Origin of the sequence: Streptococcus halotolerans (genome assembly GCF_001598035.1) — a bacterium.
GTDB classification, from domain to species: domain Bacteria; phylum Bacillota; class Bacilli; order Lactobacillales; family Streptococcaceae; genus Streptococcus; species Streptococcus halotolerans.
Genome location: NZ_CP014835.1, coordinates 1,203,068 through 1,229,541, shown reverse-complemented (window position 1 = coordinate 1,229,541; position 26,474 = coordinate 1,203,068). Strand labels below are relative to the sequence as shown.

The window sequence follows — 26,474 nt, the reverse complement described above, 5'->3', positions numbered from 1 at the left end:
AAATGTTTTAGTTTAGGAGATTAAATCATGAAAAAGAAGATGTACAAGGCTAAAAAGCAATGGGTTATTGCCGGTGTTACCACAGCTAGTCTTTTGGTTGCCCCTGGTGTTTTGGCAGAGGAGGCTGCACCAGCTGTTAACGGCGTAGTTGCTGGCGAAACAACGAGTGGTTCTGAGAATGTCACACCGCAGCCAACTAATGGTATAAAAACCACATCTGTGACGGCTGATTCCTCATTGGAAGAACCTGGTCGTGATTTGAGAGATGAATCATCGGTTGCAGAGACTGATAATCCTGCGGAAACGTCCAACCTATTGAAGATGGCTAAAACGCCAACACCAGTGATGGCATCCTCAATGGTGAGCAGTAGTGACCAAGTGGCGCCGCCTCCAACAATAGAGAGTCGACCTGCTACAGAAACAGCATCAAATCTATCGAAAGTCGATAATAGTGATATTAATATTCGATCGCACGTAGAAAATATAGGTTGGCAAAAGCCAAGTAATGCAACACAATTGATTGGTACGGTTGGTCAAAGCAAACGTTTAGAAGCTCTCGAGCTCAGTTTGGGTAAAGACATGTCGAGCTTAGGAGGAATTGTTTATCAAAGCCATATTCAAAATATAGGCTGGCAGCGACCAGTCAAAAATGGAGAACTTAGTGGTACAGTTGGTCAAAGCAAACGTCTTGAGGCAGTTAATGTTCGATTAACGCAAGAATTGGCAGCTCATTTTGATCTTTACTACCGTGTTCATGTTCAAGATTACGGATGGTTAGGTTGGGCGAAGAATGGGGCTAATGCTGGAACGGAAGGCCTCTCGAAACGTCTGGAAGCCCTTGAAATGCAAATCCTTCCTAAAGGTGCTCGTTTCACAGGATCCATGAGCCGGTCTTTTATAGCAAAAGACGCTCAATCAGCTTCGCTTAGTTATCAAACCTATATTGAGAAAAAAGGTTGGCAGGGCGCTGTTTCTGATGGTCATTTGAGTGGTAGTACAGGTCAGAATCAACAACTAGAGTCTTTGAAACTTCGTCTTCATTCGGATTATCTAGGCCATCTATCCTATCAAACCCACATTCAAAATGTCGGCTGGACGCCAGCTGTTAGAGAAGGCCAAGCAAGTGGTCAAGAGAACTCCAATCGCCAAATCGAGGCAGTGAGAATTGCCTTAGTAGGTGAGATTAGTCAACACTATGATGTTTATTATCGTGTTCATAGTCAGAATAAAGGATGGTTAGATTGGGCAAAGAACGGATCTAGTGCTGGGACAGAGGGTTTTTCTTTGGGTGTTGAAGGCATTGAGGTTACCCTAGTGAAAAAAGGTGGTTCTGCTCCAGGAACAACAGTTAAGCCTTTTGAGAAGAAAATGGCTGTAGCTAAAAAGTTTCAAAAAGTCTATCCGATGCCATACTTTAATCAGCGAGATCCTCGTTGGTCGTCTAAACGTTATGGACGCTACACAATGGGAGACACTGGTTGCGTTCCAACTTCATTAAGCATGGTCTTTTCAGCTTTGACAGGCAAAACTGTGATGCCGACAACTGTGGCCGATTGGTTATATTACAATACCAAAGAATTTGATCGCCTTGTACCTGGAACTCGTGCACCAGGTATTGTGAAAGCAGCCAATGCATGGGGAGTGAAAGCTACAAATTTATCTAGTTATACTAGCCTTGTAACAGCTTTAAGAGAAGGACACCATGTCTTGGCTGCTGTTCAAAATAATGTTTTTGTGACAAGAGGATCGCATGAGTTAGTCCTAAAAGGATACAATAATGGTAAGGTCTACGTAACTGATCCCTATACAAAATCTCTATCTGGTTGGTATGCAATGTCCTATCTATTTAACACTAGGAGTACAGATAAAGACGACACCGCGCTAGGTTTACCATTCTTTAAGATATCACGTCTATAATTATTAAAATTCAACAAAAATCAAAAACTAACTTTTTGTAACCATTGTCTGTGGACGATGGTTTTTTTAAGTGATTGTTCTAATCCTTGAATCACTTCTTGGAACTTCTTCATCACGTCATCAAGTGTTTTAAGCGTTTTATTCTGAAAACTTCTTTTGTGAATCTCAGTCCATACTTGTTCAATTGGGTTCACTTCAGGTGTATAAGGGGAAGTGAACTCAAAGCTAATGTTGGCAGGGTTATCTAATCTACTGGATTTATGCCACACGGCGTTATCTATGACGAGCAAAATGTAATCATGAGGATAAGCTGCTGATAATGGCTTGAGAAACTCATTCGGCCAGTGTGTATTGCAGTCCCCCAGCAATGATAATGAGTAGTATAAAGTCTGCCATGACAAGTATTGATGAAAGATTGAGGACACGAATTAGAATTATTATCTGGAAACAATGGAAGAAGAGATCTAAGCGACTTTGAGGGCTCCTTAAGCTAGGTATTACGCATGGATAGCAGTTAGAGCATCTGGATGGGAGTGACCGCTATCAATTAGTGGCACTGAAGTTAGTCCAAAAGCGTGCAATATCAAAACCAGTCCTCGCTGAACGTGGACTGGTTTCTTGCATATATGACTACCTAGAAAGGTCTACGTTAAAGGTTACGTGAACCACCGTGTACTAGACTAGCACGCATGATAGTGTGAGGGGAACTAGAGCTTAGTCTCCACTCGATGGATTAGTTAGTATCGAGATGATTTTGTAGATGCTCGGTTTTTTCTTTGATAATTTGAAGTCGAGGTGCTAAATCTTTTTGAAAGACGCGAACTTTATGTTGGGTATCCTCGCTTAAATTATTGACTTTAGCTAATTCTGATTTAATGATAGTTAATTGTTTCTGGATATTCTCTTTATCTTTATTCATACTAGCCAGTCGATCTTTTTCAGTGCTATAAGTTTCGGCTATTTCTCGACGCTTTTGAAAGGCTTTATATGCCAGAAAGGCTGCCATACCAGCAGCTAGTGCTTTTTTTAGTCTCATCTAGACGACCTCTTTTGCAATCTGTTCTGCCAATTTTCCTAAAACTTGAAAATCAGGTTCGTGGGTGGTGTATTTGATGTCGATTCCATCATTTTCATTAAAACGAGGAACCAGGTGAATATGAGCGTGGAAAACAGTTTGCCCAGCAATTTTTTCGTTGTTGTTGATAATGTTCATACCAGCCGCTCCGGTAGCTTTTTGAATCGCTCGAGCCACTTTAGGAAGGCGAGAAAAAACATCTTGAGCGATTGTATTATCCATGTCGAGCACATTTCTAACATGTTCTTTAGGGATTAGTAAAGTGTGGCCAGTTGTTGTTTGAGTAATATCTAAAAAAGCAATGACTTTATCGTCTTCATAGACTTTAGAAGAAGGGATGTCACCGGCAATAATTTGACAGAAAATACAATTTTCCATATGTAAAACCACCTTTTCGATTGAATTTGTTATAATTAAAACTAGTATATCAAAAATAGGATGAAGGTGCTAGGAAAAGCATTATATCAAGGTTTATAGGTTATGTGATTTGTGGTGAAATCATTTTAACCAACCTTTTAACCAACTTTTCTATAAAAATGGGGTGAATTTATCCAAAACACCCTTGATCTATTTATAAAGTATTGATGGCCGTTTCAAAGACTGAGACGGCTTTTTTTGCGTTCTCTTTGGAAAGATGGCTATAAGTATCCATGGTCATGGCTAGAGTAGCATGTCCGAGGCGGTGCTGAAGTTCTTTGTAACCTAGACCAGCATTCATCATCAAACTTGCGTGAGTATGGCGAAAGCCGTGAAAGCCTATGTCAGACACCCCAGCGCCCTTGAAATCCTTTTTAAGTCTGTAAACAAGAGAAGTACTCCGAATATACTGAACAGTGAGCGGAGAGAACACGACTTTTTCTGTATATCCTCTTTCTCTAGTAATAGACCGTTGACGGTTTTTGAGTTGCTGGAGTAGTAGGATAGTAGCCTTGTCTATATCAATGACACGGTTACTAGCGGTAGACTTCGGCGAGTTAACGCCTTTATAGCGGTTAAGAGTTTTTGAAATACTGATCGTTTGATTTGTAAAATCAATGTCAGACCATTCAAGGGCTAATAACTCGCTAATACGGCACCCAGTAGCAAGTAATGACTTATATAGGCAATAGGAGAAGAAATTCCGATATTCTGATAGATCCAAAGTGTTTAGATAATCTAGGAATTGTTTTAATTCCTGATTAGTAAAGACCTTGATTGGCTTATGCTCTTTGGCTTGTTTTCTTGGGATAACAACATCACGAGCAGGGTTAACATCTATCAGTTGCAAGGTAACACCGTACTGTAATATCCGTTTCGTGGTACTGACTAGTAAACCATAGTTACTAAAAGCGCCATCAGCGCCGTTATTGGCTTGTATTGCCCAGTTATTGACGTGTTCTTGAACGGTAGGGGTGTTTAGCTTATCCAAGCGATAAGAGCCAAATAGGGGCAAAATATGAAGTTCTATCATGCCTTTCATAGATTGTCTTGTGTTTGGCTTGACCGTGCTTTCATAAGAACGCCACCAAAGTCGCGTTAGTTCTTCGAAAGTAGTGACATTAAGTGATGGCTTGGCCGTTTTTCCATTGGTGATAAAATCTGCTTTGGCTTGGGTAGCTTTGAGTTTGACCTCTTTACGAGTTCGCCCCGTGATGGTCGTCATGGTTTTCTTACCTGTCTGATCATCAACACCAAGATAAACTTTAGCACGATAAACAATCTCGCCATTGTGTTTTTTGTATTCTTTAATTGTCATGATAATTCCTTTTCTAACATCAACAGGCAAGTATGGGCTTAGAATTAGGATATTATCACGTATAGGATAGCAAAAGAAACCCAGAATGTAAATAGATAGGTACGGCTTAAAACGCACGTATGGGGCTTATATGGCGTTTGAGAGGGTTAGAAAATGATAACTTTCCAAGGGTTAGGATTGAATAATGATATGCAATATTGGATAATATGGATAGATAAGGAGTTGATAACTATGGCTGTATTGACTAAAAAAATTGAAATTGATATAAAAAACATTGCTAGATTTAAGGAAGTGTTTGACTCAGAGGCGGGTGTTTCACAATCGGCGATTAACCGTGTAAAGAGAGCTAAAGAAAATCCACTTTATCGTAAGGGGAAAGAATGACGGTTGAATTAATTGATTATAAATTATGGTTTGAAGATATAGAATCTACTGCTAGAAAATTCAATTGTTCTGTCCCTGAAATCAATAACTATTTGATTGAAAAACTAGGTGTTACACCCTATGATGATATTTATAATTTAAATAATAATTAAAAACCCCAGCATTGCAGTGCTAGGGGTTTTTGTATGTTAATGAGACATTCCTATCGTTACTTATACTATATCTTTTTTAGGGATTTTATACAATCAAAACAACAGAATAGTATTATTGTATTGGAAATTAAAGCTAAATATAATCAAATATCACTATGTTTAATTTTGAAATCGTAATATAGTATAAGTTTTTCTATGCTGTTCATACAGGTAAAACATTATCTGAGCTTTTTAGAAATGCTTTAGCGGAACAGATTGAAGATCAATTAGATTATGAAATTGGTATCAAAGCATTGAATAGATTTAATAAAAATCCAGTAACTCACTCTATTGATGACGTTATCAAGGAGCTGGAAAAGTATTACTTGTTTAAAGCGTGTTGCTAGCTTTTTTTGTGTGTTGAGAGAACGATTCTAGGAGCGTTTTAAAGGGGTAGTAGAAAAGTTGTTTTGTAAAAGATTTTAGGTCAAAAAATATTTTTTTCTTGACTCTCCCATAAGCATATGAAAAAATAAGGTTAGAAAGACGGTGAAGTAACCATTCATCTCCCCCTTTCTAATTAACCCATTGGTTATGGGCATGTAACTGTAAGCACGTTGCATGGCTTGGCAGAGCTTAAGAACTGTTTCCTTGCGGTAAGCCTAATAAGCACAATAGGAAGTTAGATCTTGCAATTCTAATCGTCAGCCCCGTCTGGTGGAATATCCAGGCCGTGCTTTTTTTATTTTTAAGAGTTTAAGACATACGTCTGTCAAAAAATATATCATGGCACAAAAAGAGCTAGCACCATTACAGTGTTAGCTTTTTTGTATGCTGAGACAGCGATTCTAAGAGCTTTTCAGAGAACGTGATGTATATTTGTCTATAACTATCGCTTAGAAAAGGCATGAAAAAAATGCTAAGTTTCTGATATGCTGTCAGTTAACTGTTTTAAAGATTTTTCAAAGTCTGAGTTAATTTTTTGATTCTTGTTAAACTCTTGGTACTCTAATTTAGCTTTGTCTTTAGCAGTTTTTGATGAAATTGTACCATGACCCTCTAAAATATCGTATTCTTGGAAAGTTAGAAAGCGGTCAATGCTTTTAGCGAGATCTCGCATAGTTTGGGCTTTTCGTTGTTCTATTTGCCTTTCCAAATAGTCAAAATAGCTAGAAATGCTTCTTTCTAAGGAGCGGATTTCTTTTTCTGTAAGGTAATTCTTGGCTATTTGTGTATCTGCTTGGAGTATACGACCGTTTGGCGAGTTTTTCCAAGTGGTTAGCCCCATGTTTTCTTTTGTATGATCCGCTTTAGAATAGATGATCTCGGCTGCTGTTTGCCCAGTGATTGCATAATGAAACTTGTTCTGAATATCAGCATAGAATTGCTTAGTCAAGGTGTTTTGTGGGTCATAATCGATAGAGATTTCAGCGAAAATATCAGTGATTTGTAACCAGATACGGCGCTCGCTAGCACGGATAGAACGGACACGTTCAAGCAATTCACGGAAATAATCTTTTTCTAGGAGATTTTCACCTTGCTTCAAACGTTCATCATCCATGGCAAAGCCCTTGATCATGTACTCACGCAGTACAGAAGTCGCCCATTGTCTGAATCGAGTAGCCTTACGAGAGTTAACACGATAGCCTACCGAGATAATAGCGTCTAGATTGTAATAACTAACTTCTTGAGTCTGTGTTTTACCAGCAATAGCACCATGTTGAGTGGTTGTTTCCATTTTGGAAATAACCATTTTTTTGTCTAGTTCGCCCTCGTCAAAGATGTTTTTCAAGTGTTTACTGATAGCAGGAACGCCGACATCAAATAGCCTAGCCATCTCTTTCTGACTAGCCCAGATAGTTTCACCACGGATAATCACGCTAGCTGATTCTTTTTCATTGTCTGCTGTATAGATTAGAAATTGGAGTTCGTTCATGATTTCCTTTCTAAGATTTTTGACTAAATAAAAATCCGTGTCATTCAACATGATACTGATGATCAAAACCAGAAATATATTCTACTTCAGGCGTGTTATCTTGCCATTAATCATGCGAACAGTTACGGATTTATGGATCATTTGTTTTTGTTCGTATCTATTTTATCAAGCATAAGTCTTTGCTCGTACAAGAAATCTATCAAAGTAAGGAGCTCAGATTTGAGTTTTTGCAGTTCGCTTAATTCTGCGTTTGAAAAATTCTCTTTAACGCTGATTTGGAACATGATTTTCTTTAAGTCATGATAATAATTAGCCAAGTTTTCATTGTTCGATGCTGATTTTATTTCGTCAGATATATCATTGTTTCGTGCGTGTTCCGCCAGTTCGTCGGATTCACTTTTTAAGTTTTCAACAATTGAGGAAGCTTTACGAAACGTTGAGATATGGCTACTGACAGCCTTTTTAATATCCTTGTCATCTATGGAGTCTATAGATAACTTACCACTTTGAACAAGAGCTGCTAACTCAAGAACTCCCCCAACAGTGCCATCGTCATACCCCAATAGGTAGGGAACAGAGACACCGAAATAATCAGCAATATCATTCCAGATGCTTTCATCACGAGGGCGTCTTTTTTCATTTTCGTAGAAAGATAGCTGGCTAGGACTAACGACTAAGTTATATTCATCTTCAAGTTTTTCACTAAGTTTTCTTATAGCGATCCCTTTATCTTCACGTAATTCTTTAAGTCTTAACATTTTAAAAACCCCTTCATATCAATAGGTTAGCATATTTTTTTAAAAAATATCGTTTTTGAGAACAAAAAAGCTTGACGTATTCCATTTGATAACATATAATGAAATTGTTCTCAAATAGAGAACGGAAAGAAGGTGAATAAATGCTAATCACAAAGGATATTGCCCAAAAAGTCAAGATCAAACGTGCTAAACGTGATATGACTAAAACAGCTCTTTCTGATTGCCTAAGTGTATCAAGAAAGACCCTCGCTAAAATCGAAGCTGGCGACTATGACGCACCAAAGCGAATTTATCAGTCGGTTATGAGCTGGCTTGTTGAGGATTTATAGAAAGAGAGTACGCTTTTATGTACTAAAAACAGGAGGATAAGATGACAAATTATAAAGTACCAATAATCCCAATCGAGGGAGCAACTATTGAAATTGTAAAACCTAACCATCATATATACCATTTTTCAAACGGATATAAAGTTAGTGCAACCAATAATGAGGGCGGTCGCTATTTAGATCTAGCTCTTCTAAAAGAAGGATTGCCTGGTTGGGATACGCCGAATGATAATAACGTTATTAAAGGTATTAGCGGGAGATCTGAACTTGAAGAATTCTTGAAAGACATGCAAGCGAGATAATCTTTTGCTAAAAGGAGTTACAGGCTGTAACAAAAAACACACCAATAAATGGCGTGTAAAAGACGAAAGGCTTTGCTAGCGACCAAACTATTAAGCCTCATGGAGAAAACAACTAAAACGGAAATTAAGAAAAAGCCATTGAATGGTTTTAGTTGTTGTATATATTCATTATAACATATTTTGACCTTTGAAAACTGAATAGGGTACCTTGAAAGAAAAAACAGTCGCATGACTATCATTTCTTGATTTTTAGCACTAGAACTTTTAATCCACTTTCTGAATTGAACGGTTCGATGAGGGTGAAACCGAAACCTTGATAAAACTGTAAGAGTTTGGGGTTGTTGTCACATTCTATCCAGATGTAACGTGTGTTTATAATCCGTGCAGCTTCTTGAATTTTTTGACAAGCAAAAGTTAATAACTCAACTCCTGATACAGGAGAATCAACTCCAAAATTCTTACCAAGCTGTCCGATGAGATAACTATTCACTTGGTGACCGCCACTTTCTAAACGTCTACCGTGTTTATTGAACGCTTTCTGTTTACTCTTACTAAGTGCTTGGAAGTCTTTCTTTGAAAAGATAAGTGGCTTATTGGCAAGTGAGAAGAAGCCAACTAATTCTTTTGTTTCTTGATTGAAAAGCAAATAAGTAGAAGCTACACCCGATTTTTCAAAAGTGATTGCTTTAGAATGTAAAAAGACTTCCACATCGTGAGGTGTGGAAGTAGGGGTGGTGAAACCTTTGAAAGTTTCTAGAAGATTTTGGACAATAGTTAATTCTAAGTTGTCCAACAATTCTGTAAGTGACATAACCTTGATTTCCATTATTTAACACCAAAAAAGGCTTTAATTTCATCTGGATCACGTATCTCTTTGATATGAGAAACATCCACAGTTTTAGGCGTTACATCTTTACGGAGTGCTTTCAGTAAGCTGTCCGCTGATTCGGCTGTAAATGAAAAGTCACGGGTAAATGTTTTAGTAGCCATTTTGAAAACCTCCTACAGTTGTGTTTTAGTAAATGATAACATATTTTTACCCAAAATGATAAAAATACGTAAAAAAATAAAAAGTTTGATTTATGGGTTGACTTATGTCTGACAAAAGAGTTATAATAATTATGTCAGACGAAAGGAGGGACTATGGCTGACAATCAACGAAAAATAGGTAGACCAACAAATGATCCTAAAAATCTTCGTGTGACGATAAGGTTCAATGATGAACAAAGTCAAAAAATAAAAGACTATTCTCAGAAAAATAATCTTACGACCTCAGAGGTTATTAGAAAAGCTGTTGATAACCTATAATAAAAAAAACGACTCTGAAACGTTCTCAACCGACCAAAGCGATAACGTTACAGAGTCTCCGACCTGAAAACAGGTACACAAATATATTATCATGTGTACCCTTTTCAGTCAACCTGACAAGGGTATTTTTGCGCTCTTGTCGCTTAGATAAGGGTTTTTATTGTACCCGAAAATAGGAGGATAAAATGACACAAACACCCTTTACCCAAGAACTACTTTATCAGGTTTACGATGATAATGGCGTGGTTACAATGGATTTACTAAGAGAACGGCTTCCAGATTGGGCTGATGATAAAATCAAGCACCGATTGGGAACATGGAAAACTCGTAAGAATATTGCCTACTCGTTAGAGAAAGGCGAGATCACAAATTTTGAATTTCTTAAAATCAAAGAGGAAGAAGAAGCTGAGATCACCGAGGGGCGCAAGCTTAAACTTGAAGAATATTATGTTCAGGTCGTTGTTGCTCGTGAAATCATGGCAAAAGAGACGGCGAGTGATACCAATAAACTGAAAGCCATGCAACTTCAGCAAGAGGCAATGACTGCTATCCCTGATAGATATTTCAAAGAATTCAATGAAATTTATGGATAAAGACAACAAAAAAAGACTTACGAACGGCAATTCAAGCAAGTCTTTTAACTGAAAAAAATTACAAAACCAGATACAGGCAAGTATGGGGCTTAGTAATACTTATTATCTTAATTATACCACATTTTAAGTGGTTTTGACCAGACGAGAGGGCGCAAGTCCTAACACACCGACTGCCAACTTAGGGAGCTATTGCTCTAGCGGTGTAAAAAATAATTAAAATCAAACAATAAGATAGGTAAAAAAATGGCACAAGAATTAACAACTGATTTATTGCGTTCTTACGGCGCAGACGGTACAGATATTGCAATGATAACGGACTATTTCGAGGGCAGATTGTCTAAAGAGGAAATTGAAAGTTATCTAGCTATGACATCAGAAGAACAAATAGCATATATAGAAAATTACAAAGCGAGAGGGTAAAAAAAATGACAAATGATTTTTATGGGTTAATGTTAGGAGAAATTCATGACTGACAAAGAAATAATCAATTATGATGAATTGAAGGTAGCGCTATCCAATCTTTCCGCGATTTCAGCTTTGGCGTTGAGTGTAGACGACCGAAACAGTACCTATGCAACATTAACTATCGTGAATATGATGCTAGAACAATTAGTAGATAGATTAGAGGAGAGGAGAACCAATGATCCAAGAACTTAATTTAAGCCCCACAGGTTACGTTATTCTGTTTCTCGTTCTCGCATGGGTATTCTATCAGCTCGTCAAAACACCAAGCAAAATAGAGCCTAAAGCAGACGATACAGAGCATAAAAACGATTCTGATCTAACGTACCTATCAAGATATGGTGCTGTTATCCAAATGCAAGGGAGAGACTAAGATGAACAATAAACCATTCAATCTTTCGGAAGCAAGAGCGGAGAACTTCGGTAATTGGCTATATGAAGCTTTTGACCTAGCTGACGCATTGGCAAACGATGGCGTTATCAATCCAGAAGACTATCAAGGCGATTATGATAGGTTATTTGAAATCCTATGCGATTTTACTGACATGTGGGAACGGGGTCAGATTATGATTAGCAGTAAAGAACATTTTTTGGGGGATATTAATGACAGATAATATTATTGATTTAACACAACACCAACGAGCATTAAATGAACAAGTTAAACAGCTAGAAGACTATATCAATGATGGCACGCTTGAAAGTATGATGGTGGAACACCTTATAAGGACGGACAAGACGATAGGGGTGTTGATTGATATTATCGAAACACAACAAGGCGCTATCAATAGTTTAACAAAACACGTCAACGATTTAAGAAAGTGGATTTGAAAAGTGAGGAGAAAATGAAATACTATCACGTAACCCCAGTTAAAAACATGGTTGCCATTCAAAAAGATGGCTTAAAACCAGAAACATTCTTAGCCGAAAACATCGAACTAGCTAGGGCGTTTGCAGTTCTTTATGGTTGGTCACCTTACGCATTATTTGAAGTGAATATTTCATCTAATGCAGTTGTGATAAGCGATGACCACAACGAGGAATACTTCAAAGCATTGTTAAAAACTGATTCTGCTAAGTGTTATATGACTTTTAACGACATAGCAAAAGAGAACCTAACATTATTGGGGGTATGGGAATTTGACAGACCTTGAAAAACGATTGTTAAGGCTTTTGAAAGTCGGTAAAGAAAACGCAACTCCGACAGCGGAATTAGCTGGCTTGTTGAATATTGATATCAGAACAATTAGAAACCTTGTTAGAAGCCTTAGGTTAAAGCATGGCGTTGCTATTATCGGTGAGCGAGGGACAAGCGCTAAGGGGCTTTATATCCCAGCTAATGACACAGAACGCCTAGAAGGTGTCAGAGCCTTAGACAACCAAGTTAATGAGGAACGCAAAACTATTACAGCTTTATTGAATGCTGATTTACGAGAGTTTAGGAGGGTGTTAGATGGAAGATAAAATAGATGAACTAATGACAGCAATCCAGCTTCAGGGGATTGAGAAGTTGATTCCTGTTTTAGAGACGATAGTAAACCAGCAATATATCAAACCAAGTAAAACGGGATTGATCAATCAAACGGAGTTAAGAGAAGATTTGCATATCTCACAACCGACCATAGATAGGTGGAAAAAACACGGCTTAAGGCCTTATGTTCCACCAGTTAAGGGCAGTAAGACGATTTTTTATAAGATTAGTGATGTCTTGCTTTTTATGGGGGTGGGCTAATGCGATATATTGATATTATGATTGCCCCTGATTGGGTCAAAGACTTTAGGGGGTTGGATGGCGTGAAAACACGCCTGTTATACAAGCAGGGTTATTGTATTATGACCTATTTTGAGCCGACGGACTGTTATTTTGAAAATCTTGGCAAAGATGGCGTTCAGATTTCCGTCAGTGAAACAGATAACATCGATACTTATCTAACTAACAATTGGCAATCGGTACATGATATGACACCAACTTATTTAAGCGGTAAGGTGCTTGATTTTGTTAATGCTCTTCAAATTGCAACTGTAAAGGCAGATAGGAACGGTTACGGCCTATCTCTTACAGGCATTGTAGATAGAGCCTTTGCTTATGGAATCAGCACTAAAGATGAAATGATAAGCTTCATCAGGCGTTGTTATCGTGATGGTGTTGATCAAGAAAAAGTTTACCTGTACTTAACGACAGCCCTGAGAACAACAAGTTTGAATGCTTTTCTGCTTGATGAGGTGAACAAATATTATAGAGAGGGGGCGACTGCTTGACAATAACTGACCATTTAAAAACTTTAGTCAATACTGATTGGAAAGAAGCGGTTTTTGGAAAATCCAAAATGAAAGCTGATTATAAGAAACAGATCCACCAGTTGGTTCTATTAGATGATTTTAACAAGGTTCATTATAAAAATCACGAGGCGTTCATCCCTGAAAGCGAAGTGATGTACACGACTGAAATCAGCGGTAAGGTTTATAAATTTATTTATGCTGAACTGAAAATTGTTGAGAATAAGCAAAAGAAAACGTCACGTCTTCAAGTGAGCTATAGGACTACAGTTTCACCTTTTGCAAAGTTGGTGATTGATTATTTACTTGGTAGACTAACATTTTACAACAGTAAACTTTATGATGTTAATGATAAACAAGTGGTCGTTTTAGACGACTACACTATTCGGAAATTGTATAACTTCAAAAATGAAGGGGAATATGTACTTGAAATTCTTGAGGGAATTCATAAAACCCTAAATATAAAAGCTAAAAGACGTTTAGAACCCCACAAGATTTTAGGCCAAGATTTTGTCATTGATTTAAAAAAACATACGCTGACTAGAATTTCAGAGGACAACCATAGTTCCTATTTTAAATACTATGATGTTCCATTCAACAAAGCTATTGAGAGCGTAGAAATAGCAACTAAGTTTCTAGAATATGTTATTGCTGATGAAGACAGCTATCACAATTCCCAACTTCAAGCTTATTATATCGCTCAAGTTGCTAGTGGACTGTATCCTAAATTGAATTTCTTCGTTTCAAAATCTGATGTTAGAACAGGTAAAGGGTTAAGGCATATTGCTTTGTCTGGACTATTCAATAAGGTAGACGTGGAACTAGACAATTTAACAGGTAGCGCTTTTGAAGCAAGCAATGCTTGGGCGATGTTTGCTGGTGGTGAGATGGCACTTGCGACTGAACAAGGCGATATTATGGGTGATAAGATGGAACGTGTTCTAAAAATTATTGCTACCGAAAAAACGCACCTTTCAAGGTTGGTTGGCCAAAACTATGGCTTAATTGATCTAACAAGTGTCTTATGCATTGATACGAACAAGAAAGTTTTGCTATCTGATGAAATGAACGGACGTAAGGTGCTGATCCAGTATCAAGACAGACCAAAAGGAGAAACTGATTTGGAAAGACAGAATATTTTTGCTCCCTATTGGGAAGCATTCACTAACCACGATAAGTCACCTAATATTGAAGGTTCTATCGGTTTCCTGATTGCCTCAATGGAATACTTCAAAGAACAAGGGTGTCAATTTGAGTTTAGAGACGTTGAACTCAAGAATGAAATTGAAATAAATGACTATCTGCTTTATTTGATTGAAGCCCTTGAATTTAATGAGTACGCTCTTAAAGATGACACAATGGAATTTTTGAGGGGACAAGCATATGGGAATAATCGCACAAAAGTTGGAAACGATATGAAAAGTATTGGAGTTGAAGCCTTTAAAAAGAAAATCAATGGCAAGCCAAAACAAGCTTATCGGATTGTTAATCATAAAAGGTTCAATAATGCCAAGCAGGAAATTGAAGAAGAAGCGGATAGAAATATCTCCCTAGAAGGTATTTTTGAGCTAATTAAGCAAGGGTAACCTGGGGTTACTAGGTGGTAACTAGGCTTAAGTAAATTTGCCAAAATCGCTAAACGCTTGATATGAAAAGGTTTATAGATGATAAGGTAACTAGGTAACCAAGGTAACTAGGTTTTACTAGAGAAGTATAACAGAAAAAAACATAAAAGGTTTTTTCTTACTTTATGCACCTATAGGAAAATCTAGTTACCCATGTTACCGCCCTAAAAAGTGTCTAGAAACGTTGCTATAATAAGGTTTTGAGGTAACTAGGTACCAAGTAACCACCTCGTTACCTAGTTTTATACCTCGTTACCTTTTCTAAAAATAAGGAGAATAACATGAAAATCAAGATATTTGAATCATTTGAACGCTTTAACAGTCAAGCGTTAGAAAATGAAGTTAATGCGTTTGCAGAAAAGGTGGATATCAAAGATATTCAAGTCAGTCAAATAGGGAACAGCAGTTCCTCAACATTAGCACGAGTGTTGACTGTAACAGTAATTTACAAGGAGAACTAACATGACAGATATTCAAAAAATTATTCAAGAAGCTTTAGATTTTGCGGAAGCTATGACATTATACGCTAATAAAGATGTTTTGCCAGAAATGTTGGAAAAGAATAGCGAGAATTGGGCAAAGTTGTTGGAAATGATCAGCGAAAGTCAAACAGAAATTTATGAACGATTGGCAGAACATGATGACCGATTATCAAAAATTGAAGCTGATATTGATCTTATTAATTCTCGCCTAGATGAGTTGGAAGAAAATAAGTGAGGTAGTACATGAATCATTACTGGGTTTATAAGACACTGTTTCAACCCACGGCGCAAGATATTAGACTAGCGATTCTAGGTTACTTCACAGGCACGCAATGGGCTTGTGAGGTAGACGTGGTAGAAGTTCATGGCGTGGGTTACGGAGTCTTTGTAACTTATGATAGCTATTTTGACAAGTCAAACAGGTTGTTGAAGATTGCTAGAGCGGTTGAATATGATAAGTAAAAAGTAGGATGGTGATGAAGTGCAGAATATAGATGAAGTAATGAAATTGCTGGAAAAAGGCTATATATTATACACAGATTGTGGTATAATAAAAAGCAAAGAAAGGGTTAATTATGGGAAAATAACACTTTCTTTTAGAGACGGTAGATGTTACCAATCAGAGACCGTTTCAACAACTAAAGAAGTCTAAAGAGAAGAACTCACAGACATTATTCAGATTTAGAGATCTGAATATATGTATTAGTGGGTTCTTTATTTTTTTACGGAGGGAATTTTATGACAGAACAAATTTTAAAAGACTTTTTCAAACCTAAGAAGCCAGTACAAACCGATAAAGCGTCAAAATCGTTTGACTTATCAAAAATTGTCAATGACTTGCGTTCGCCATTGATTAACGCTAGTACAATAATTAATGCGGATGATGGTTACGGCGAAGTGGGAATGGCAGATAAACACATTCCTATGATTGAAATCACGGACGACCTAGAAAGTTTAGACGCAATTTATTTAACCATTGCAAAACTAAAATACAACATTAGAACATTTGTAGGTGGCATTGTTGTTTCAAGGGAAAACGTTGAAGATTATACTGAGTTTGATTTTTTGGAGTTGTTTAAACAAGAGGCAACGAAAGCATATAATGAAATCCGCACAGCGGAAATTTGTAAGAAACTTGGTGAATTAGATGTGACATCAGTCAATGGAATTGATCAAGTGAACAACGAACTCGCTAAACTGTCAAATATGGTAGATAAGAACATTGTAATGACTGCTTCTGCTTTGGCATCTCTTCAATCAGAAAACAAAAATCTATTCATAGATAAAGAAGCAAATACAAGTAATTACTTTTATTCTGATGGTGTCTTTGTAGTGGATGATGAGCTATTGGGAGATAAGGGAAGTAAAAAGATCTTTATCGGATCACTCTTTGAAACCATTGTTTTAACAGAACGTGGAAAAGATTATATTAAATGGGTTGAAAACAATACGGCTTATAGCGGAAATCTATTATTTTATACAAGATTTGATGTGGTGTTAAAGAGTCGTGAAGCTGGAAAAATGTTGGAACTATCTGCTTAATCGGGTTATCGTGCTTGTATTATATGATTAAAAAAGGGAGGTAATATGACGACTTTAAAAGATATTCAAACAGGGGTAGACGGATTGAAGCAATCATTTGAATTGTTTTCTGTATATGATAAAAAGATTGCGGATATCGATGACGAGATAGAAGAGTTAGAGAAAACGAACGGCGCTAGCAGGCCTATGCGTATCGGTCGGTTAACAAAAAAACGCCAAGAAATGATTAGCGAAGCCAATGGCTATACTATTGATTATTATCATGATTTATTTAATGAAGCTTATGACATCAATGTTCACAGTTATATCGACAGTGAATTAGCAAATGATAAAGAGTTGATCGATTCAAGAGAACAGTATCACGAAGCTAAGGAAGAACTATTAGATATTTTGGTTAGCCATAACAGGTTAGTAAAAAATAAGTTGAATAAGCTAATCAATCAAGTTAGAGCGACTGGATACAGTGACATTATCGAGAAAGTCGCAGACAACAACACTGCTAAGATTTTAGGAATGAGACGGCCAAGTGATCGTACAAAGAACTATTTTAATCAGAGTAGCTATATTGAAGTTCCTCTTGGGTTTCATGATGAATATAGCAAGAGAATGAAAAGTAAACATAAAGGCAAGAAAAAAAGTAAGAGTTCAAAAAAAACAAAATTATTTTCGTTTAGATAATTGTGTGATAGTTCATTACATTTTAAAAAGTTTAAGTTAAGCTGCATAAAAAAAGACCGCCTCACCCGAGACAGTCCGTGTGTTAATAAACATAGCTGTTATTATTATACCACAAGGGGGCAGTGATGAACGCTAAACAATTAATCAACCAATTAAAGTCTATTCCTAAGTTAATCCAAATGTTAGAAGAAGACAGAGAAGCGACTTTAAGCGTTGTCTACGGCTCTCAAAGTTATTCTGATACAAGAGTGCAGACCAGCAAAACAAACGCACAGGAAGCTAGAACAGTAGCTTATTTAGACCAGTCTGACTACATGCTGAAACAGATTGAGCAGTTGCATGAAGAGCGCAAAAGTTTGCTGGAGTATATTCATAAGGTTGATGACTTGAATCTTGTTGTAGTACTGTTTGCCATTATCAATAACGGGACGCTGACTGAAGCACAAGATCATCTTGATGTAAGTAGATCAACATTCTTTAGATTGAAGCGTGAAGCGATGGCAAAGTTAGATGAAGTGTTGAATGCAAATGAATGAATTGGTTTAACAAAAGTTTGGAGTGTGTAGACCTTGAGCAAGAGTAACAGATCTAACTGATTGTGAATGCAAGTTAAATCTTGATGGTGTAAAACTAATGGAATGTATAACAATTATAAGAGATTGTACAATCAATGGAACTAATGTTCCTGCTATAAAGAATGTAGTAAAATCTATGTTCTAATTCAATATAGAATTTAATTCTTGTTAGATTGTTACATTCTGAAACTATTAACATGGTGGAATAGGGGGAAAGTGGGCTATTAAAGGATACAATGTACAACTATCGCAAGAAAATCTTTATAGTCATTTGCGTTGCAATATCGAAACGGCGCACCACTAACGTTCGGATATACCCCCCCTATATTTTTATCGGGGTGGGAATGTTCGGAAACCCTAGAACGCCGGCCTCTTCCTCACAAAAAGTTCCCTTTTTGAAGTTTTTGAAAGACTATTTCCGAACGATAAAACCCCGCCCTTATGCGATTTTTGACAATAAAAAAGGTTTAAACCCTACCCGTAAGAATTTAAACCAGAATACACTTGCACGGTAAAGCTCGGGCACGTTTTAAAGCATTTTTTGATACGCAAAAGAGTCTCTCTTTAGTTGGATACGTGTTACATGCATGGTATAATTGTCCTGTCAGGAGGTAAACTATGCTTGTCACTTATCCAGCTTTATTTTATTATGACGATATAGGCGGTACAAACGTGCCTTACTTCGTGACTTTTCCAGATTTTGAGCATTCAGCAACTCAAGGCGAAGATATGGCTGACGCTTTAAGGATGGCTAGCGAATGGCTAGGGATGATGCTTGCTGATTATATCGAGAATGGGCGTGATATTCCTGAACCATCAGATATTAACAATCTATCTTTGGCAGACAACAACCCTTTCCGTGATGACAAGGATATAGAGCTAAGCTATGATCCTAGCAAGTCTTTTATCTCTATGGTTATGGTTGATGTTGCCGAGTATCTAGGTAGCCAAGAGCCTGTAAAGAAAACTCTAACTATTCCACGTTGGGCGGATACTCTAGGGCGTGACCTAGGATTGAACTTCTCGCAAACACTCACGGACGCTATTGCCGATAAGAAATTACAAGCCTAGCATTTTCGCTTGGCTTTTCTTACGCACCTATTAACAAGTAAACATACGTTTTCAGACTGTTTAAGAAAAAAATAAGCGCCTGTTTCTGAGCAAACAAAAAAAGCGTAAGTTGAAAAATTTCTTACGCTTTTAGTCACTAGTTAGAATTAGTGACTTCACCCTGCCACCCCTTCCAATTCTAGCCAATATCACGCTTGCGTGAAAGACTAGGTGAAAGGAGGTACGCATGGAACAAATCATATTCATCCTTATTCTACTATACTTGCTTAAGCATGACAAGTAAAAGCTAGGCTAAAAGCATAACCTCCCCAAAATCAAACGCCTTTTGATGGGTTGTAAGGGATAGTAAGACGATATATAATAATGTCAGTAATAAAAAAGCGTAGCTAGTCACTACGCTAATTCTTGCCTATTGAACTCGTATGGGTTGGTAAACATTTTAACCAACTTTTAACCAACTTTTAGGGTTATGATATGTTATGATATATAGTAACAGTTTTGTTTGAAACGTTATTAAATAGGCGTTTTGGTGGTGGTATAATACGTTATGTTATACCCAATATTATAATTAAAACTAGTATATCAAAGTTAGGAAAAATCGTCATGTTAAAAATAGATCACTTGGTTGGTGGTTATGTTAATATTCCTGTTTTAAAAGATATTTCTTTTGAGGTTGCTTCTGGGGAAGTTGTTGGTTTAATCGGTCTAAACGGTGCTGGTAAATCGACCACAATCAATGAGATTATTGGCCTTTTGCAGCCCTATCAAGGAAGTGTGAGTTTAGAAGGCTTGCAATTATTGGAGAATCCAGAAGGTTACCGCCGCAAAATTGGTTACATCCCTGAGACACCAATCCTGTACGAAGAATTAACCCTGAAAGAACATTTGGATACAGTCGCCCTAGCCTATGGTTTAGAGGAACAAAAGGAACTGCGTCAGAAACTTTTAAAGCTCTTTCGTTTGGAAGATAAGCTAGATTGGTATCCCATCCATTTTTCAAAAGGGATGAAACAGAAGGTTATGATTATTGCAGCTCTTTTAATTGAGCCAAGTTTATTGATTGTTGATGAACCCTTTTTAGGGCTTGATCCTCTAGCTATTAGAGATTTGACTGATATTATTGCCGAAGAAAAACTAAAAGGAACAGCAGTACTTATGAGCACACATGTCCTTGATTCAGCGGAGAAAATGTGTGATCGTTTTGTCATTCTTCATCATGGTGAAATCCTAGCCAATGGTAGCTTAGAAGAACTGCGTCAGCAGTTTCGGTTACCTAACGCTGATTTAACCGAGATTTACATGCAATTGACACAGGAGAATTAAGATGGAAACTCTCATTCAAAAGCGTCAATTAGAGTTTAATCAGCGTTGTGCCAAGTATCTGCGCTATGTTTTTAACGATCATTTTATTTTGGTCCTAATGTTCCTTCTAGGCTTTTTGGTCGTACAGTATACCAATCTCGTCAATCATTTTCCTAAAGGATCCTTTCTACCCTTAGTGTTCTCTATCCTGGTTACGCTTGCCATGACCTTTTTCGGTAAGCTAGCAACCTATATGGAAGCTGCTGATCAGGTGTTCCTCTTGCCGCAGGAGACTGTGTTTCAGGCAAATTTACAAAAAGCTGCAAAGAAATCCTTTATACTTTGGGGGAGTCTTCAAGTATTTGTTACTCTTTTATTAGCGCCTATTTTTCTCCTGTCGGGTTGGGCATTGTGGCAGTTCATTAGTTATATTATCTTGCTTTTAGTTCTCAGAGGAGTACGGCTACGTCGTCAGATGAAAGGATTTTATCAAGGTTCTTTATTGAATTTTGAAAAATTAATCCGTTATGAAAAACGAAGACAACAAGAAATTTTGACCTTCTTTTCTTTGTTTACAACGGTAAAGGGGATTTCCAGCACAACAAAACCAAGAAAATACCTCAACCCACTTTTAGGATTGTTCACCAAAACCCAAAACCAAAATGTTTGGATGGGATTATATGCGCGTGCTTATTTAAGAAGTGGCGATTACTTCTGGCTTAGTCTTAGGTTGCTAGTTATCAGTTTAATTCTTGGGCTTCTAATGCCTAATTGGTGGGGAGTAGCCATGATCGGACTTTTCGATTACCTCTTGTTATTTCAGCTCCTTGGACTATATCGGATTTACGATTATCAAGTTATGACACGTTTATACCCAGTTGGAAGTGACGCAAAATTGCAAGCTTTTAAAAGTCTATTAATGAAAATCTCTTCTGGTCTTTGCTTGATTCAACTGAGTCTTGTTGTTCTAAATTGGCGATTTTTGGCCATTCTGCCTATCATACTTGTTCTAAGCTTGGTGTATTTGCCAAATAAGCTGAAGAAGTTTGTTGACTAAGTCCCCAAAAACAAGTAAAATAAAAGCTAAAGTGGTATCAAAAAAGGAGGGTATGGTGACAGTTATTGATAATGATTTAACATTGACACCCATGCGTGGGAAAAGTAATAAAGCCTATATGGGAACCTACCCATCTGGAGAACGTGTTTTTGTCAAAAAAAATACGACCCCCATTTTAGCAGCCTTAGCTAAAGAGCAAATTGCCCCTCAGTTACTGTGGGCTAAGCGATTAGGCAATGGTGATATGATGAGTGCGCAGGAGTGGCTTAACGGTCGCACCTTGATTAAACAAGATATGATGAGCAAACAGATTGTCCAAGTTTTGTTACGATTGCACAAATCAAAACATCTAGCTAATCAGCTTTTACAACTTAAGTATCAGATTGAAAATCCTTATGAGCTCCTTGCTAAATTAGAACGCGAAATGCCACTTCAGTTGCGTGAGAATACCTTTATTCAGTCGATTGTTAAAGGTTTAAAACAAAGCTTGCCAAATTTCGACCGAGATGATGCTACAATTGTTCATGGTGATGTTCGTCATAACAATTGGATTATTACTACCAGCGGTGTGATCTATCTTGTTGATTGGGATTCTGTTCGTCTGACTGATCCGATGTATGACATTGGGCATCTTCTTAGCCATTATGTACCCCGTGTGGCTTGGTCAGACTGGCTAATTTATTATGGATATGATAATCCGAAAGCCGTGATGGACAAGGTTTATTGGTATGGTCAGTTGTCCTATTTATCACAAATTCAAAAGTATTTTGACAATCGTGATATGGAGCGCGTTAACCGCGAAATTTATGCCCTTAGAAAATTTAGAGAGTTATTTAAATGAGAGTTCGTAAGCGCAAAGGTGCTGAAGACTATTTAGAAAATCATCCCCAATATGTCCTTTTAAATCCAGAAGATGCTAAAGGAAAATGGCATCACGTATTTGGTAATGACAATCCTATTCATATTGAAGTAGGGTCTGGAAAAGGGGCTTTTATCACAGGTATGGCTTTGCAGAATCCAGATATTAACTACATTGGTATCGATATTCAAGTCTCTGTTCTCAGCTACGCCTTAGACAAGGTGATCGAGAGTCAGGCACCAAATGTTCGTTTGCTTCGTGTAGATGGGTCTAGCTTGACTAACTATTTTGAGGATGGTGAGGTCTCTCTGATGTATTTGAATTTCTCAGATCCGTGGCCCAAGACTAAGCATGAAAAACGCCGATTAACTTACAAGACTTTTTTAGATACCTATAAGCAAATCTTACCTGAACATGGTGAAATCCATTTCAAGACAGATAACCGTGGCTTGTTTGAGTACAGTTTAGTCAGTTTTTCACAGTATGGTATGACGTTGAAGCAGGTTTGGCTTGATTTACATGCCAGCGATTACGAAGGTAATGTGATGACTGAGTATGAGCGCAAGTTTTCGTCGAAAGGTCAAGTCATTTACCGTGTGGAAGCACAATTTTAAAAAAAGTAGCGGAATTTTCCGCTTTTATGGAGAGGTCGCATAGTGGCTGAGTGCGCACGCTTGGAAAGCGTGTAGTCCTTAACGGGGCTCGGGGGTTCGAATCCCCTCCTCTCCTTTTTAACCCTTGATTTAATGCTGTTTCTAGGGTGTTCCCCCACCATTCCCCCCACCAAATTCGATTTTTGAAAAAATATCCTTAACACGATTGTCATTTTGTTCTTTCAAACTTTCGATTTGGTGAGCGTAGACTTTAAGAGTTGTGTTTAAATTTTCATGCCCTAAAATTTTTGAGATAGAAATTAAATTTATCCCTTTAAAAATCAAATAAGAGGCATATGAGTGCCTTAAAGAGTGATTGGTGAAAAACTTTTGCTGGTCACTCTTTTTAGTATGACGAACATGTCGTTCATCTAAGGTGAAAGTCCTCTGTGGACGCCGCTACTGGTAAATTTAATAGCGATTCCCAAGACTGCTTATCGTGAGGTAGCAGAATAAAATCGTCTGGAGCTAGCCTGTTTTAAGTCTGACGCTAGAAATTGAAACCGTTAGAAGAAGGGATAGTGAAATCGTGGCTTTATGAACAGAAAACGTGATATTAAGGCCTGTGTAGCGGATAAGAGGCTAAAAGCACAAAGGACAGTCATAACCGATATGCGTCAATCACTAGAGTAAACGAGTGAAGAGTCAACACGTTTTACCCTAGTATTCAAGAGTGCTGTAACAGAGTTATTCGTGCCATTTTTAAGCAAGCACTAAGGAAAATTCGCGGATGGTGTAATCGTTTGGCAGTTTTGGTGATGTTCTTATACTTGGCAAGTGTTTTGGCTTTGGATTTTTAGTTTTCCAAGACTACCATCTATATTTATGTGAAAAAATGTACCCAATATGATAAAATAACAATAACAAAAAAACGCTTACAAAAGAGAAAGGGGTTTTTATGCAAGTTAAGGAAATTTTGAATTTATTGGAAACCAAAATGTCTCCATCTGTGATCGCTTCTACTGATCTATCAGGTCAGCCTCATGCTCGTTTTATCCATATTGGTTTGGCTAATGAAAAAGGGATTTTTTTCATGACAAGTCCCACAACTCGTTTTTATAATCAACTGCAAAAGAATCCTCATATAGCTATAACAGGTATGTACCAAGAGGAATATTTGGTTCAAGTTATTCGCATTGAAGGTAAAGTTCGTGAGTTAGGTGAAGAAAAATTAGAGGAAGTGCTAGCAGGAAATCCCTTTGTGGAGCAAGTCTATCCCGATCATAAGGAAAGAGAAAATGTCCGTGTTTTCCAATTATACGAAGGTAAAGGATTTTACCAAAGTTTAACGCAAGGTCACAAGTACACGTTTGATATTAAAGGAGATTTGGCTAAGGAAGATTAGAGGCTAGTACCATAATATGGGGCATGCCAAGTGTAGAAAGAACGTTTCTTGAGCAAATCGTTTTTCGTTTTAAATGCCATTTTTTAGATAGAAAAGGTGTTATAAGGTCCCTGAAAATAAGATGCCAGTCATGTCCCTGCGTAAGTTTTATGCCATTATTTTGAAACATGTGTGTAGTTAGAAATAGTGACATACGTTTTCTACATGCGTATGGCGTGATGAAGGGCTCTTTAGGCTTGCAAGTTGTTTATTATTATGATATGATTAATTAAAATAATGAGAAAGGGGCGGGGTAATAACTTCGCCTCTTGTCTGTGCAAGGAGGGATTATTATCGCAACAATAGTCGAACAGGTAACTGAATTGGTTACACCTCATATTAAGGATCCTTATGAATTGGTTGATGTGGAATATGGAAAAATGGGTGGCGATTACGTCCTTAGTCTTTTTGTCGATAAGCCTGGAGGCGTTTCGGTAGACGATACAGCGGCATTAACGGATATCATTAGTCCATTACTAGATACCATTAAGCCAGATCCTTTCCCAGAACAATATTTTTTGGAAGTATCTAGCCCTGGATTGGAACGTCCATTGAAAACCAAGGAAGCTTTGGAGAATGCGGTTGGCTCATACGTCAGCGTCAGTCTTTATAAGGCTATTGATAAAGTCAAGTTGTTTGAAGGCGACTTGGTTTCCTTCGATGGTGAAACCCTGACCATTGATTACTTGGATAAGACGCGTCATAAGACCGTTGAAATTCCCTATCAAACCATTGCTAAAGCCCGTTTAGCGGTGAAATTGTAACGCTAGTCATTGAGAAGAAAGGAATTGCCTTAAGTATTAAGGCGAGAAAAACATGAGCAAAGAAATGTTAGAAGCCTTCCGTATCTTGGAAGAAGAAAAGCACATTAATAAAGAGGATATCATTGATGCTGTGACTGAATCCTTAAAATCAGCCTACAAACGCCGTTATGGGCAGTCAGAAAGCTGTGTTATTGAGTTCAATGAAAAAACAGGTGACTTCCAAGTCTATACAGTTCGTGAGGTTGTTGATGAGGTCTTTGATAGTCGACTTGAAATTAGTTTAAAAGATGCTCTAGCTATTAGTTCAGCTTATGAGCTTGGTGATAAGATTCGCTTCGAAGAATCAGTTGCTGAATTTGGTCGTGTAGCTGCTCAATCAGCTAAACAAACAATCATGGAAAAAATGCGTAAACAAATGCGTGAAGTTACTTTCAACGAGTACAAGGAGCATGAAGGTGAAATCATGACTGGTACGGTTGAACGCTTCGACCAACGCTTTATCTACGTTAACCTTGGCTCTTTGGAAGCGCAATTGTCGCATCAGGATCAGATTCCAGGTGAAACGTTTAAGTCACATGATCGCATTGAAGTCTACGTCTACAAAGTAGAAAATAACCCCCGGGGTGTCAATGTGTTCGTTAGTCGTAGTCACCCTGAATTCATCAAACGTATCATGGAGCAGGAAATTCCAGAAGTCTTTGATGGCACAGTGGAAATTATGAGCGTTTCTCGTGAAGCTGGTGATCGTACGAAGGTTGCGGTTCGTAGTCATAACCCTAATGTTGATGCTATTGGTACGATTGTTGGTCGCGGAGGATCAAACATCAAAAAAGTTATCAGCAAGTTCCACCCAACACGCTTTGATGCTAAAACAGGTATTGAAGTACCGGTTGAAGAGAATATCGATGTTATCCAATGGGTTGAAGACCCTGCAGAATTCATTTATAATGCTATTGCCCCTGCAGAAGTTGACATGGTGCTCTTCGATGAAGAAAACAGCAAACGTGCGACAGTTATTGTTCCAGACAGTAAATTGTCGTTAGCGATTGGTCGTCGTGGTCAAAACGTACGTCTGGCAGCGCATTTGACTGGTTACCGTATCGATATTAAGTCTGCTACTGAGTACGAAGAAATTGAAGCGCGACAAGCTTTAGCATCTGAGAGCGAAGAGGCTGTTTCTGTTGAAGCACCAGTGATAGAAGCAGATGCATTAGAAGAACAAGATATAGATGTAACACCGCTTGAAGAAGCACCTAATGAAGAATAATAATAGAGGTATTT

The 26,474-nt window shown here is 37.7% G+C and carries 37 protein-coding genes, 1 tRNA gene and 4 pseudogenes; 33 read left to right on the top strand and 9 right to left on the bottom strand.

Going from position 1 to position 26,474, the window contains the following annotated elements:
- Window positions 1–27 precede the first annotated feature (27 nt).
- Complete coding sequence (locus tag A2G56_RS05460; protein WP_062710137.1) at window positions 28–1,917, top strand: C39 family peptidase; 1,890 nt, start codon at window positions 28–30, stop codon at window positions 1,915–1,917.
- Between the two features lie 20 nt (window positions 1,918–1,937).
- Here the strand turns inward: A2G56_RS05460 and A2G56_RS10225 are convergent.
- Window positions 1,938–2,285: pseudogene (locus tag A2G56_RS10225) on the bottom strand (transposase); the annotation flags it as partial.
- A 17-nt stretch (window positions 2,286–2,302) separates the two neighbouring features.
- Between A2G56_RS10225 and A2G56_RS10950 the strand changes: the two are divergent.
- A pseudogene (locus A2G56_RS10950) lies at window positions 2,303–2,581 on the top strand (group II intron reverse transcriptase/maturase); the annotation flags it as partial.
- 69 nt (window positions 2,582–2,650) lie between these two features.
- On the opposite strand, the gene A2G56_RS05450 reads toward A2G56_RS10950, so the two are convergent.
- The 3 genes from A2G56_RS05450 to A2G56_RS05440 all read right to left on the bottom strand — a co-directional run bounded on the left by A2G56_RS05450 (window position 2,651) and on the right by A2G56_RS05440 (window position 4,727).
- Window positions 2,651–2,953, bottom strand: coding sequence for a hypothetical protein (locus A2G56_RS05450; RefSeq protein WP_062710135.1), 303 nt, complete (start codon window positions 2,951–2,953; stop codon window positions 2,651–2,653).
- The gene (locus A2G56_RS05445) at window positions 2,954–3,370 is read right to left on the bottom strand and encodes an HIT family protein (protein WP_062710131.1); all 417 of its coding nucleotides are present in this window, start codon (window positions 3,368–3,370) and stop codon (window positions 2,954–2,956) included.
- 193 nt (window positions 3,371–3,563) lie between these two features.
- Window positions 3,564–4,727 (bottom strand): tyrosine-type recombinase/integrase, encoded by a 1,164-nt coding sequence (locus A2G56_RS05440; protein WP_062710128.1) that lies wholly within the window; start codon window positions 4,725–4,727, stop codon window positions 3,564–3,566.
- A 231-nt stretch (window positions 4,728–4,958) separates the two neighbouring features.
- Here A2G56_RS05440 and A2G56_RS05435 point away from each other — a divergent pair, with 231 nt between their 5' ends.
- From A2G56_RS05435 to relB, 3 genes and pseudogenes are all read left to right on the top strand, one after another.
- Window positions 4,959–5,111 carry a hypothetical protein gene (locus A2G56_RS05435; RefSeq protein WP_157761198.1) on the top strand — a complete coding sequence of 51 codons (153 nt, stop codon included), beginning with the start codon at window positions 4,959–4,961 and terminating at the stop codon, window positions 5,109–5,111.
- Window positions 5,108–5,263, top strand: coding sequence for a hypothetical protein (locus A2G56_RS10655; protein WP_157761197.1), 156 nt, complete (start codon window positions 5,108–5,110; stop codon window positions 5,261–5,263). The genes A2G56_RS05435 and A2G56_RS10655 overlap by 4 nt, the downstream gene beginning before the upstream one ends.
- A gap of 194 nt (window positions 5,264–5,457) precedes the next feature.
- Window positions 5,458–5,649 (top strand): annotated as a pseudogene (relB, locus tag A2G56_RS10945) (type II toxin-antitoxin system RelB family antitoxin); the annotation flags it as partial.
- Window positions 5,650–6,161: 512 nt separating this feature from the next.
- Here the strand turns inward: relB and A2G56_RS05430 are convergent.
- Together A2G56_RS05430 and A2G56_RS05425 are read right to left on the bottom strand one after the other, a co-directional pair.
- A complete protein-coding gene (locus A2G56_RS05430; RefSeq protein ID WP_062710122.1) occupies window positions 6,162–7,178 on the bottom strand; it encodes a virulence RhuM family protein in 1,017 nt (338 codons plus the stop codon).
- A gap of 137 nt (window positions 7,179–7,315) precedes the next feature.
- Window positions 7,316–7,936: a helix-turn-helix domain-containing protein gene (locus tag A2G56_RS05425; RefSeq protein WP_062710119.1), complete on the bottom strand. Its 621-nt coding sequence runs from the start codon at window positions 7,934–7,936 to the stop codon at window positions 7,316–7,318.
- Between the two features lie 140 nt (window positions 7,937–8,076).
- On the opposite strand from A2G56_RS05425, the gene A2G56_RS05420 reads away from it, so the two are divergent.
- Window positions 8,077–8,265, top strand: a complete 189-nt coding sequence (locus A2G56_RS05420) for a DNA-binding protein (RefSeq protein WP_062710116.1) — start codon at window positions 8,077–8,079, stop codon at window positions 8,263–8,265.
- A gap of 41 nt (window positions 8,266–8,306) precedes the next feature.
- Window positions 8,307–8,564, top strand: a complete 258-nt coding sequence (locus A2G56_RS05415) for a hypothetical protein (RefSeq protein WP_062710114.1) — start codon at window positions 8,307–8,309, stop codon at window positions 8,562–8,564.
- Between the two features lie 235 nt (window positions 8,565–8,799).
- Here the strand turns inward: A2G56_RS05415 and A2G56_RS05410 are convergent, their stop codons facing one another.
- A complete protein-coding gene (locus A2G56_RS05410) occupies window positions 8,800–9,375 on the bottom strand; it encodes a GNAT family N-acetyltransferase (RefSeq protein ID WP_237334392.1) in 576 nt (191 codons plus the stop codon).
- Window positions 9,376–9,389: 14 nt separating this feature from the next.
- On the bottom strand, window positions 9,390–9,554 hold the full coding sequence (locus tag A2G56_RS10765; protein WP_172793786.1) for a hypothetical protein: 165 nt from the start codon (window positions 9,552–9,554) through the stop codon (window positions 9,390–9,392).
- 153 nt (window positions 9,555–9,707) lie between these two features.
- Here A2G56_RS10765 and A2G56_RS05405 point away from each other — a divergent pair, with 153 nt between their 5' ends.
- The 23 genes from A2G56_RS05405 to A2G56_RS05295 all read left to right on the top strand — a co-directional run bounded on the left by A2G56_RS05405 (window position 9,708) and on the right by A2G56_RS05295 (window position 23,121).
- On the top strand, window positions 9,708–9,872 hold the full coding sequence (locus A2G56_RS05405) for a DUF6290 family protein (RefSeq protein WP_062710108.1): 165 nt from the start codon (window positions 9,708–9,710) through the stop codon (window positions 9,870–9,872).
- Window positions 9,873–10,057: 185 nt separating this feature from the next.
- On the top strand, window positions 10,058–10,465 hold the full coding sequence (locus tag A2G56_RS05400; protein ID WP_062710105.1) for a hypothetical protein: 408 nt from the start codon (window positions 10,058–10,060) through the stop codon (window positions 10,463–10,465).
- A gap of 243 nt (window positions 10,466–10,708) precedes the next feature.
- Window positions 10,709–10,885, top strand: a complete 177-nt coding sequence (locus A2G56_RS10650; RefSeq protein WP_157761196.1) for a hypothetical protein — start codon at window positions 10,709–10,711, stop codon at window positions 10,883–10,885.
- A 45-nt stretch (window positions 10,886–10,930) separates the two neighbouring features.
- On the top strand, window positions 10,931–11,122 hold the full coding sequence (locus A2G56_RS05395; RefSeq protein ID WP_062710102.1) for a hypothetical protein: 192 nt from the start codon (window positions 10,931–10,933) through the stop codon (window positions 11,120–11,122).
- On the top strand, window positions 11,106–11,300 hold the full coding sequence (locus A2G56_RS10760) for a hypothetical protein (RefSeq protein WP_062710099.1): 195 nt from the start codon (window positions 11,106–11,108) through the stop codon (window positions 11,298–11,300). Before A2G56_RS05395 ends, A2G56_RS10760 begins: the two co-directional genes overlap by 17 nt.
- 1 nt (window position 11,301) lies before the next feature.
- Window positions 11,302–11,541 carry a hypothetical protein gene (locus A2G56_RS05385; protein WP_062710096.1) on the top strand — a complete coding sequence of 80 codons (240 nt, stop codon included), beginning with the start codon at window positions 11,302–11,304 and terminating at the stop codon, window positions 11,539–11,541.
- Window positions 11,531–11,755, top strand: coding sequence for a hypothetical protein (locus A2G56_RS05380; RefSeq protein ID WP_062710093.1), 225 nt, complete (start codon window positions 11,531–11,533; stop codon window positions 11,753–11,755). The genes A2G56_RS05385 and A2G56_RS05380 overlap by 11 nt, the downstream gene beginning before the upstream one ends.
- A 14-nt stretch (window positions 11,756–11,769) precedes the next feature.
- Window positions 11,770–12,078 carry a hypothetical protein gene (locus tag A2G56_RS05375; RefSeq protein ID WP_062710090.1) on the top strand — a complete coding sequence of 103 codons (309 nt, stop codon included), beginning with the start codon at window positions 11,770–11,772 and terminating at the stop codon, window positions 12,076–12,078.
- Window positions 12,065–12,388: an HTH domain-containing protein gene (locus A2G56_RS05370; protein ID WP_062710087.1), complete on the top strand. Its 324-nt coding sequence runs from the start codon at window positions 12,065–12,067 to the stop codon at window positions 12,386–12,388. The genes A2G56_RS05375 and A2G56_RS05370 overlap by 14 nt, the downstream gene beginning before the upstream one ends.
- Window positions 12,378–12,656 carry a transcriptional regulator gene (locus A2G56_RS05365; RefSeq protein ID WP_099091470.1) on the top strand — a complete coding sequence of 93 codons (279 nt, stop codon included), beginning with the start codon at window positions 12,378–12,380 and terminating at the stop codon, window positions 12,654–12,656. The genes A2G56_RS05370 and A2G56_RS05365 overlap by 11 nt, the downstream gene beginning before the upstream one ends.
- Entirely contained in the window at window positions 12,656–13,183 is a 528-nt protein-coding gene (locus tag A2G56_RS05360) for a hypothetical protein (protein ID WP_062710084.1), read from the top strand. The genes A2G56_RS05365 and A2G56_RS05360 overlap by 1 nt, the downstream gene beginning before the upstream one ends.
- Window positions 13,180–14,787, top strand: a complete 1,608-nt coding sequence (locus A2G56_RS05355; protein WP_062710081.1) for a hypothetical protein — start codon at window positions 13,180–13,182, stop codon at window positions 14,785–14,787. Before A2G56_RS05360 ends, A2G56_RS05355 begins: the two co-directional genes overlap by 4 nt.
- A 320-nt stretch (window positions 14,788–15,107) precedes the next feature.
- Window positions 15,108–15,287, top strand: coding sequence for a hypothetical protein (locus A2G56_RS05350; RefSeq protein WP_062710078.1), 180 nt, complete (start codon window positions 15,108–15,110; stop codon window positions 15,285–15,287).
- A gap of 1 nt (window position 15,288) precedes the next feature.
- Complete coding sequence (locus tag A2G56_RS05345; RefSeq protein ID WP_062710076.1) at window positions 15,289–15,543, top strand: hypothetical protein; 255 nt, start codon at window positions 15,289–15,291, stop codon at window positions 15,541–15,543.
- Window positions 15,544–16,046: 503 nt separating this feature from the next.
- A complete protein-coding gene (locus tag A2G56_RS05335) occupies window positions 16,047–16,850 on the top strand; it encodes a hypothetical protein (RefSeq protein ID WP_062710070.1) in 804 nt (267 codons plus the stop codon).
- A 45-nt stretch (window positions 16,851–16,895) separates the two neighbouring features.
- The gene (locus tag A2G56_RS05330) at window positions 16,896–17,528 is read left to right on the top strand and encodes a hypothetical protein (RefSeq protein ID WP_062710067.1); all 633 of its coding nucleotides are present in this window, start codon (window positions 16,896–16,898) and stop codon (window positions 17,526–17,528) included.
- Window positions 17,529–17,653: 125 nt separating this feature from the next.
- A complete protein-coding gene (locus tag A2G56_RS05325) occupies window positions 17,654–18,064 on the top strand; it encodes a DUF1492 domain-containing protein (protein ID WP_062710063.1) in 411 nt (136 codons plus the stop codon).
- Between the two features lie 657 nt (window positions 18,065–18,721).
- Complete coding sequence (locus A2G56_RS05320; protein ID WP_062710060.1) at window positions 18,722–19,174, top strand: type II toxin-antitoxin system HicB family antitoxin; 453 nt, start codon at window positions 18,722–18,724, stop codon at window positions 19,172–19,174.
- Between the two features lie 603 nt (window positions 19,175–19,777).
- The gene (locus A2G56_RS05315; protein WP_062710057.1) at window positions 19,778–20,497 is read left to right on the top strand and encodes an ABC transporter ATP-binding protein; all 720 of its coding nucleotides are present in this window, start codon (window positions 19,778–19,780) and stop codon (window positions 20,495–20,497) included.
- 1 nt (window position 20,498) lies between these two features.
- Window positions 20,499–21,533 (top strand): ABC transporter permease, encoded by a 1,035-nt coding sequence (locus tag A2G56_RS05310; protein ID WP_062710054.1) that lies wholly within the window; start codon window positions 20,499–20,501, stop codon window positions 21,531–21,533.
- 91 nt (window positions 21,534–21,624) lie between these two features.
- Entirely contained in the window at window positions 21,625–22,374 is a 750-nt protein-coding gene (gene ccrZ / locus A2G56_RS05305; RefSeq protein WP_418080412.1) for a cell cycle regulator CcrZ, read from the top strand.
- On the top strand, window positions 22,371–23,006 hold the full coding sequence (trmB, locus tag A2G56_RS05300; RefSeq protein WP_062710051.1) for a tRNA (guanosine(46)-N7)-methyltransferase TrmB: 636 nt from the start codon (window positions 22,371–22,373) through the stop codon (window positions 23,004–23,006). The genes ccrZ and trmB overlap by 4 nt, the downstream gene beginning before the upstream one ends.
- A gap of 28 nt (window positions 23,007–23,034) precedes the next feature.
- Window positions 23,035–23,121: transfer RNA gene (locus A2G56_RS05295), tRNA-Ser, on the top strand.
- Window positions 23,122–23,147: 26 nt separating this feature from the next.
- Here A2G56_RS05295 and A2G56_RS05290 read toward each other — a convergent pair.
- Window positions 23,148–23,398 (bottom strand): annotated as a pseudogene (locus tag A2G56_RS05290) (tyrosine-type recombinase/integrase); the annotation flags it as partial.
- Window positions 23,399–23,943: 545 nt separating this feature from the next.
- On the opposite strand from A2G56_RS05290, the gene A2G56_RS05285 reads away from it, so the two are divergent.
- The 3 genes from A2G56_RS05285 (at window position 23,944) to nusA (ending at window position 26,460) form a co-directional block, all read left to right on the top strand.
- Entirely contained in the window at window positions 23,944–24,390 is a 447-nt protein-coding gene (locus A2G56_RS05285; protein WP_062710045.1) for a pyridoxamine 5'-phosphate oxidase family protein, read from the top strand.
- Window positions 24,391–24,704: 314 nt separating this feature from the next.
- Window positions 24,705–25,193 (top strand): ribosome maturation factor RimP, encoded by a 489-nt coding sequence (gene rimP / locus A2G56_RS05275; protein WP_082785113.1) that lies wholly within the window; start codon window positions 24,705–24,707, stop codon window positions 25,191–25,193.
- 52 nt (window positions 25,194–25,245) lie between these two features.
- On the top strand, window positions 25,246–26,460 hold the full coding sequence (nusA, locus tag A2G56_RS05270) for a transcription termination factor NusA (RefSeq protein WP_062710037.1): 1,215 nt from the start codon (window positions 25,246–25,248) through the stop codon (window positions 26,458–26,460).
- Window positions 26,461–26,474: the final 14 nt, after the last annotated feature.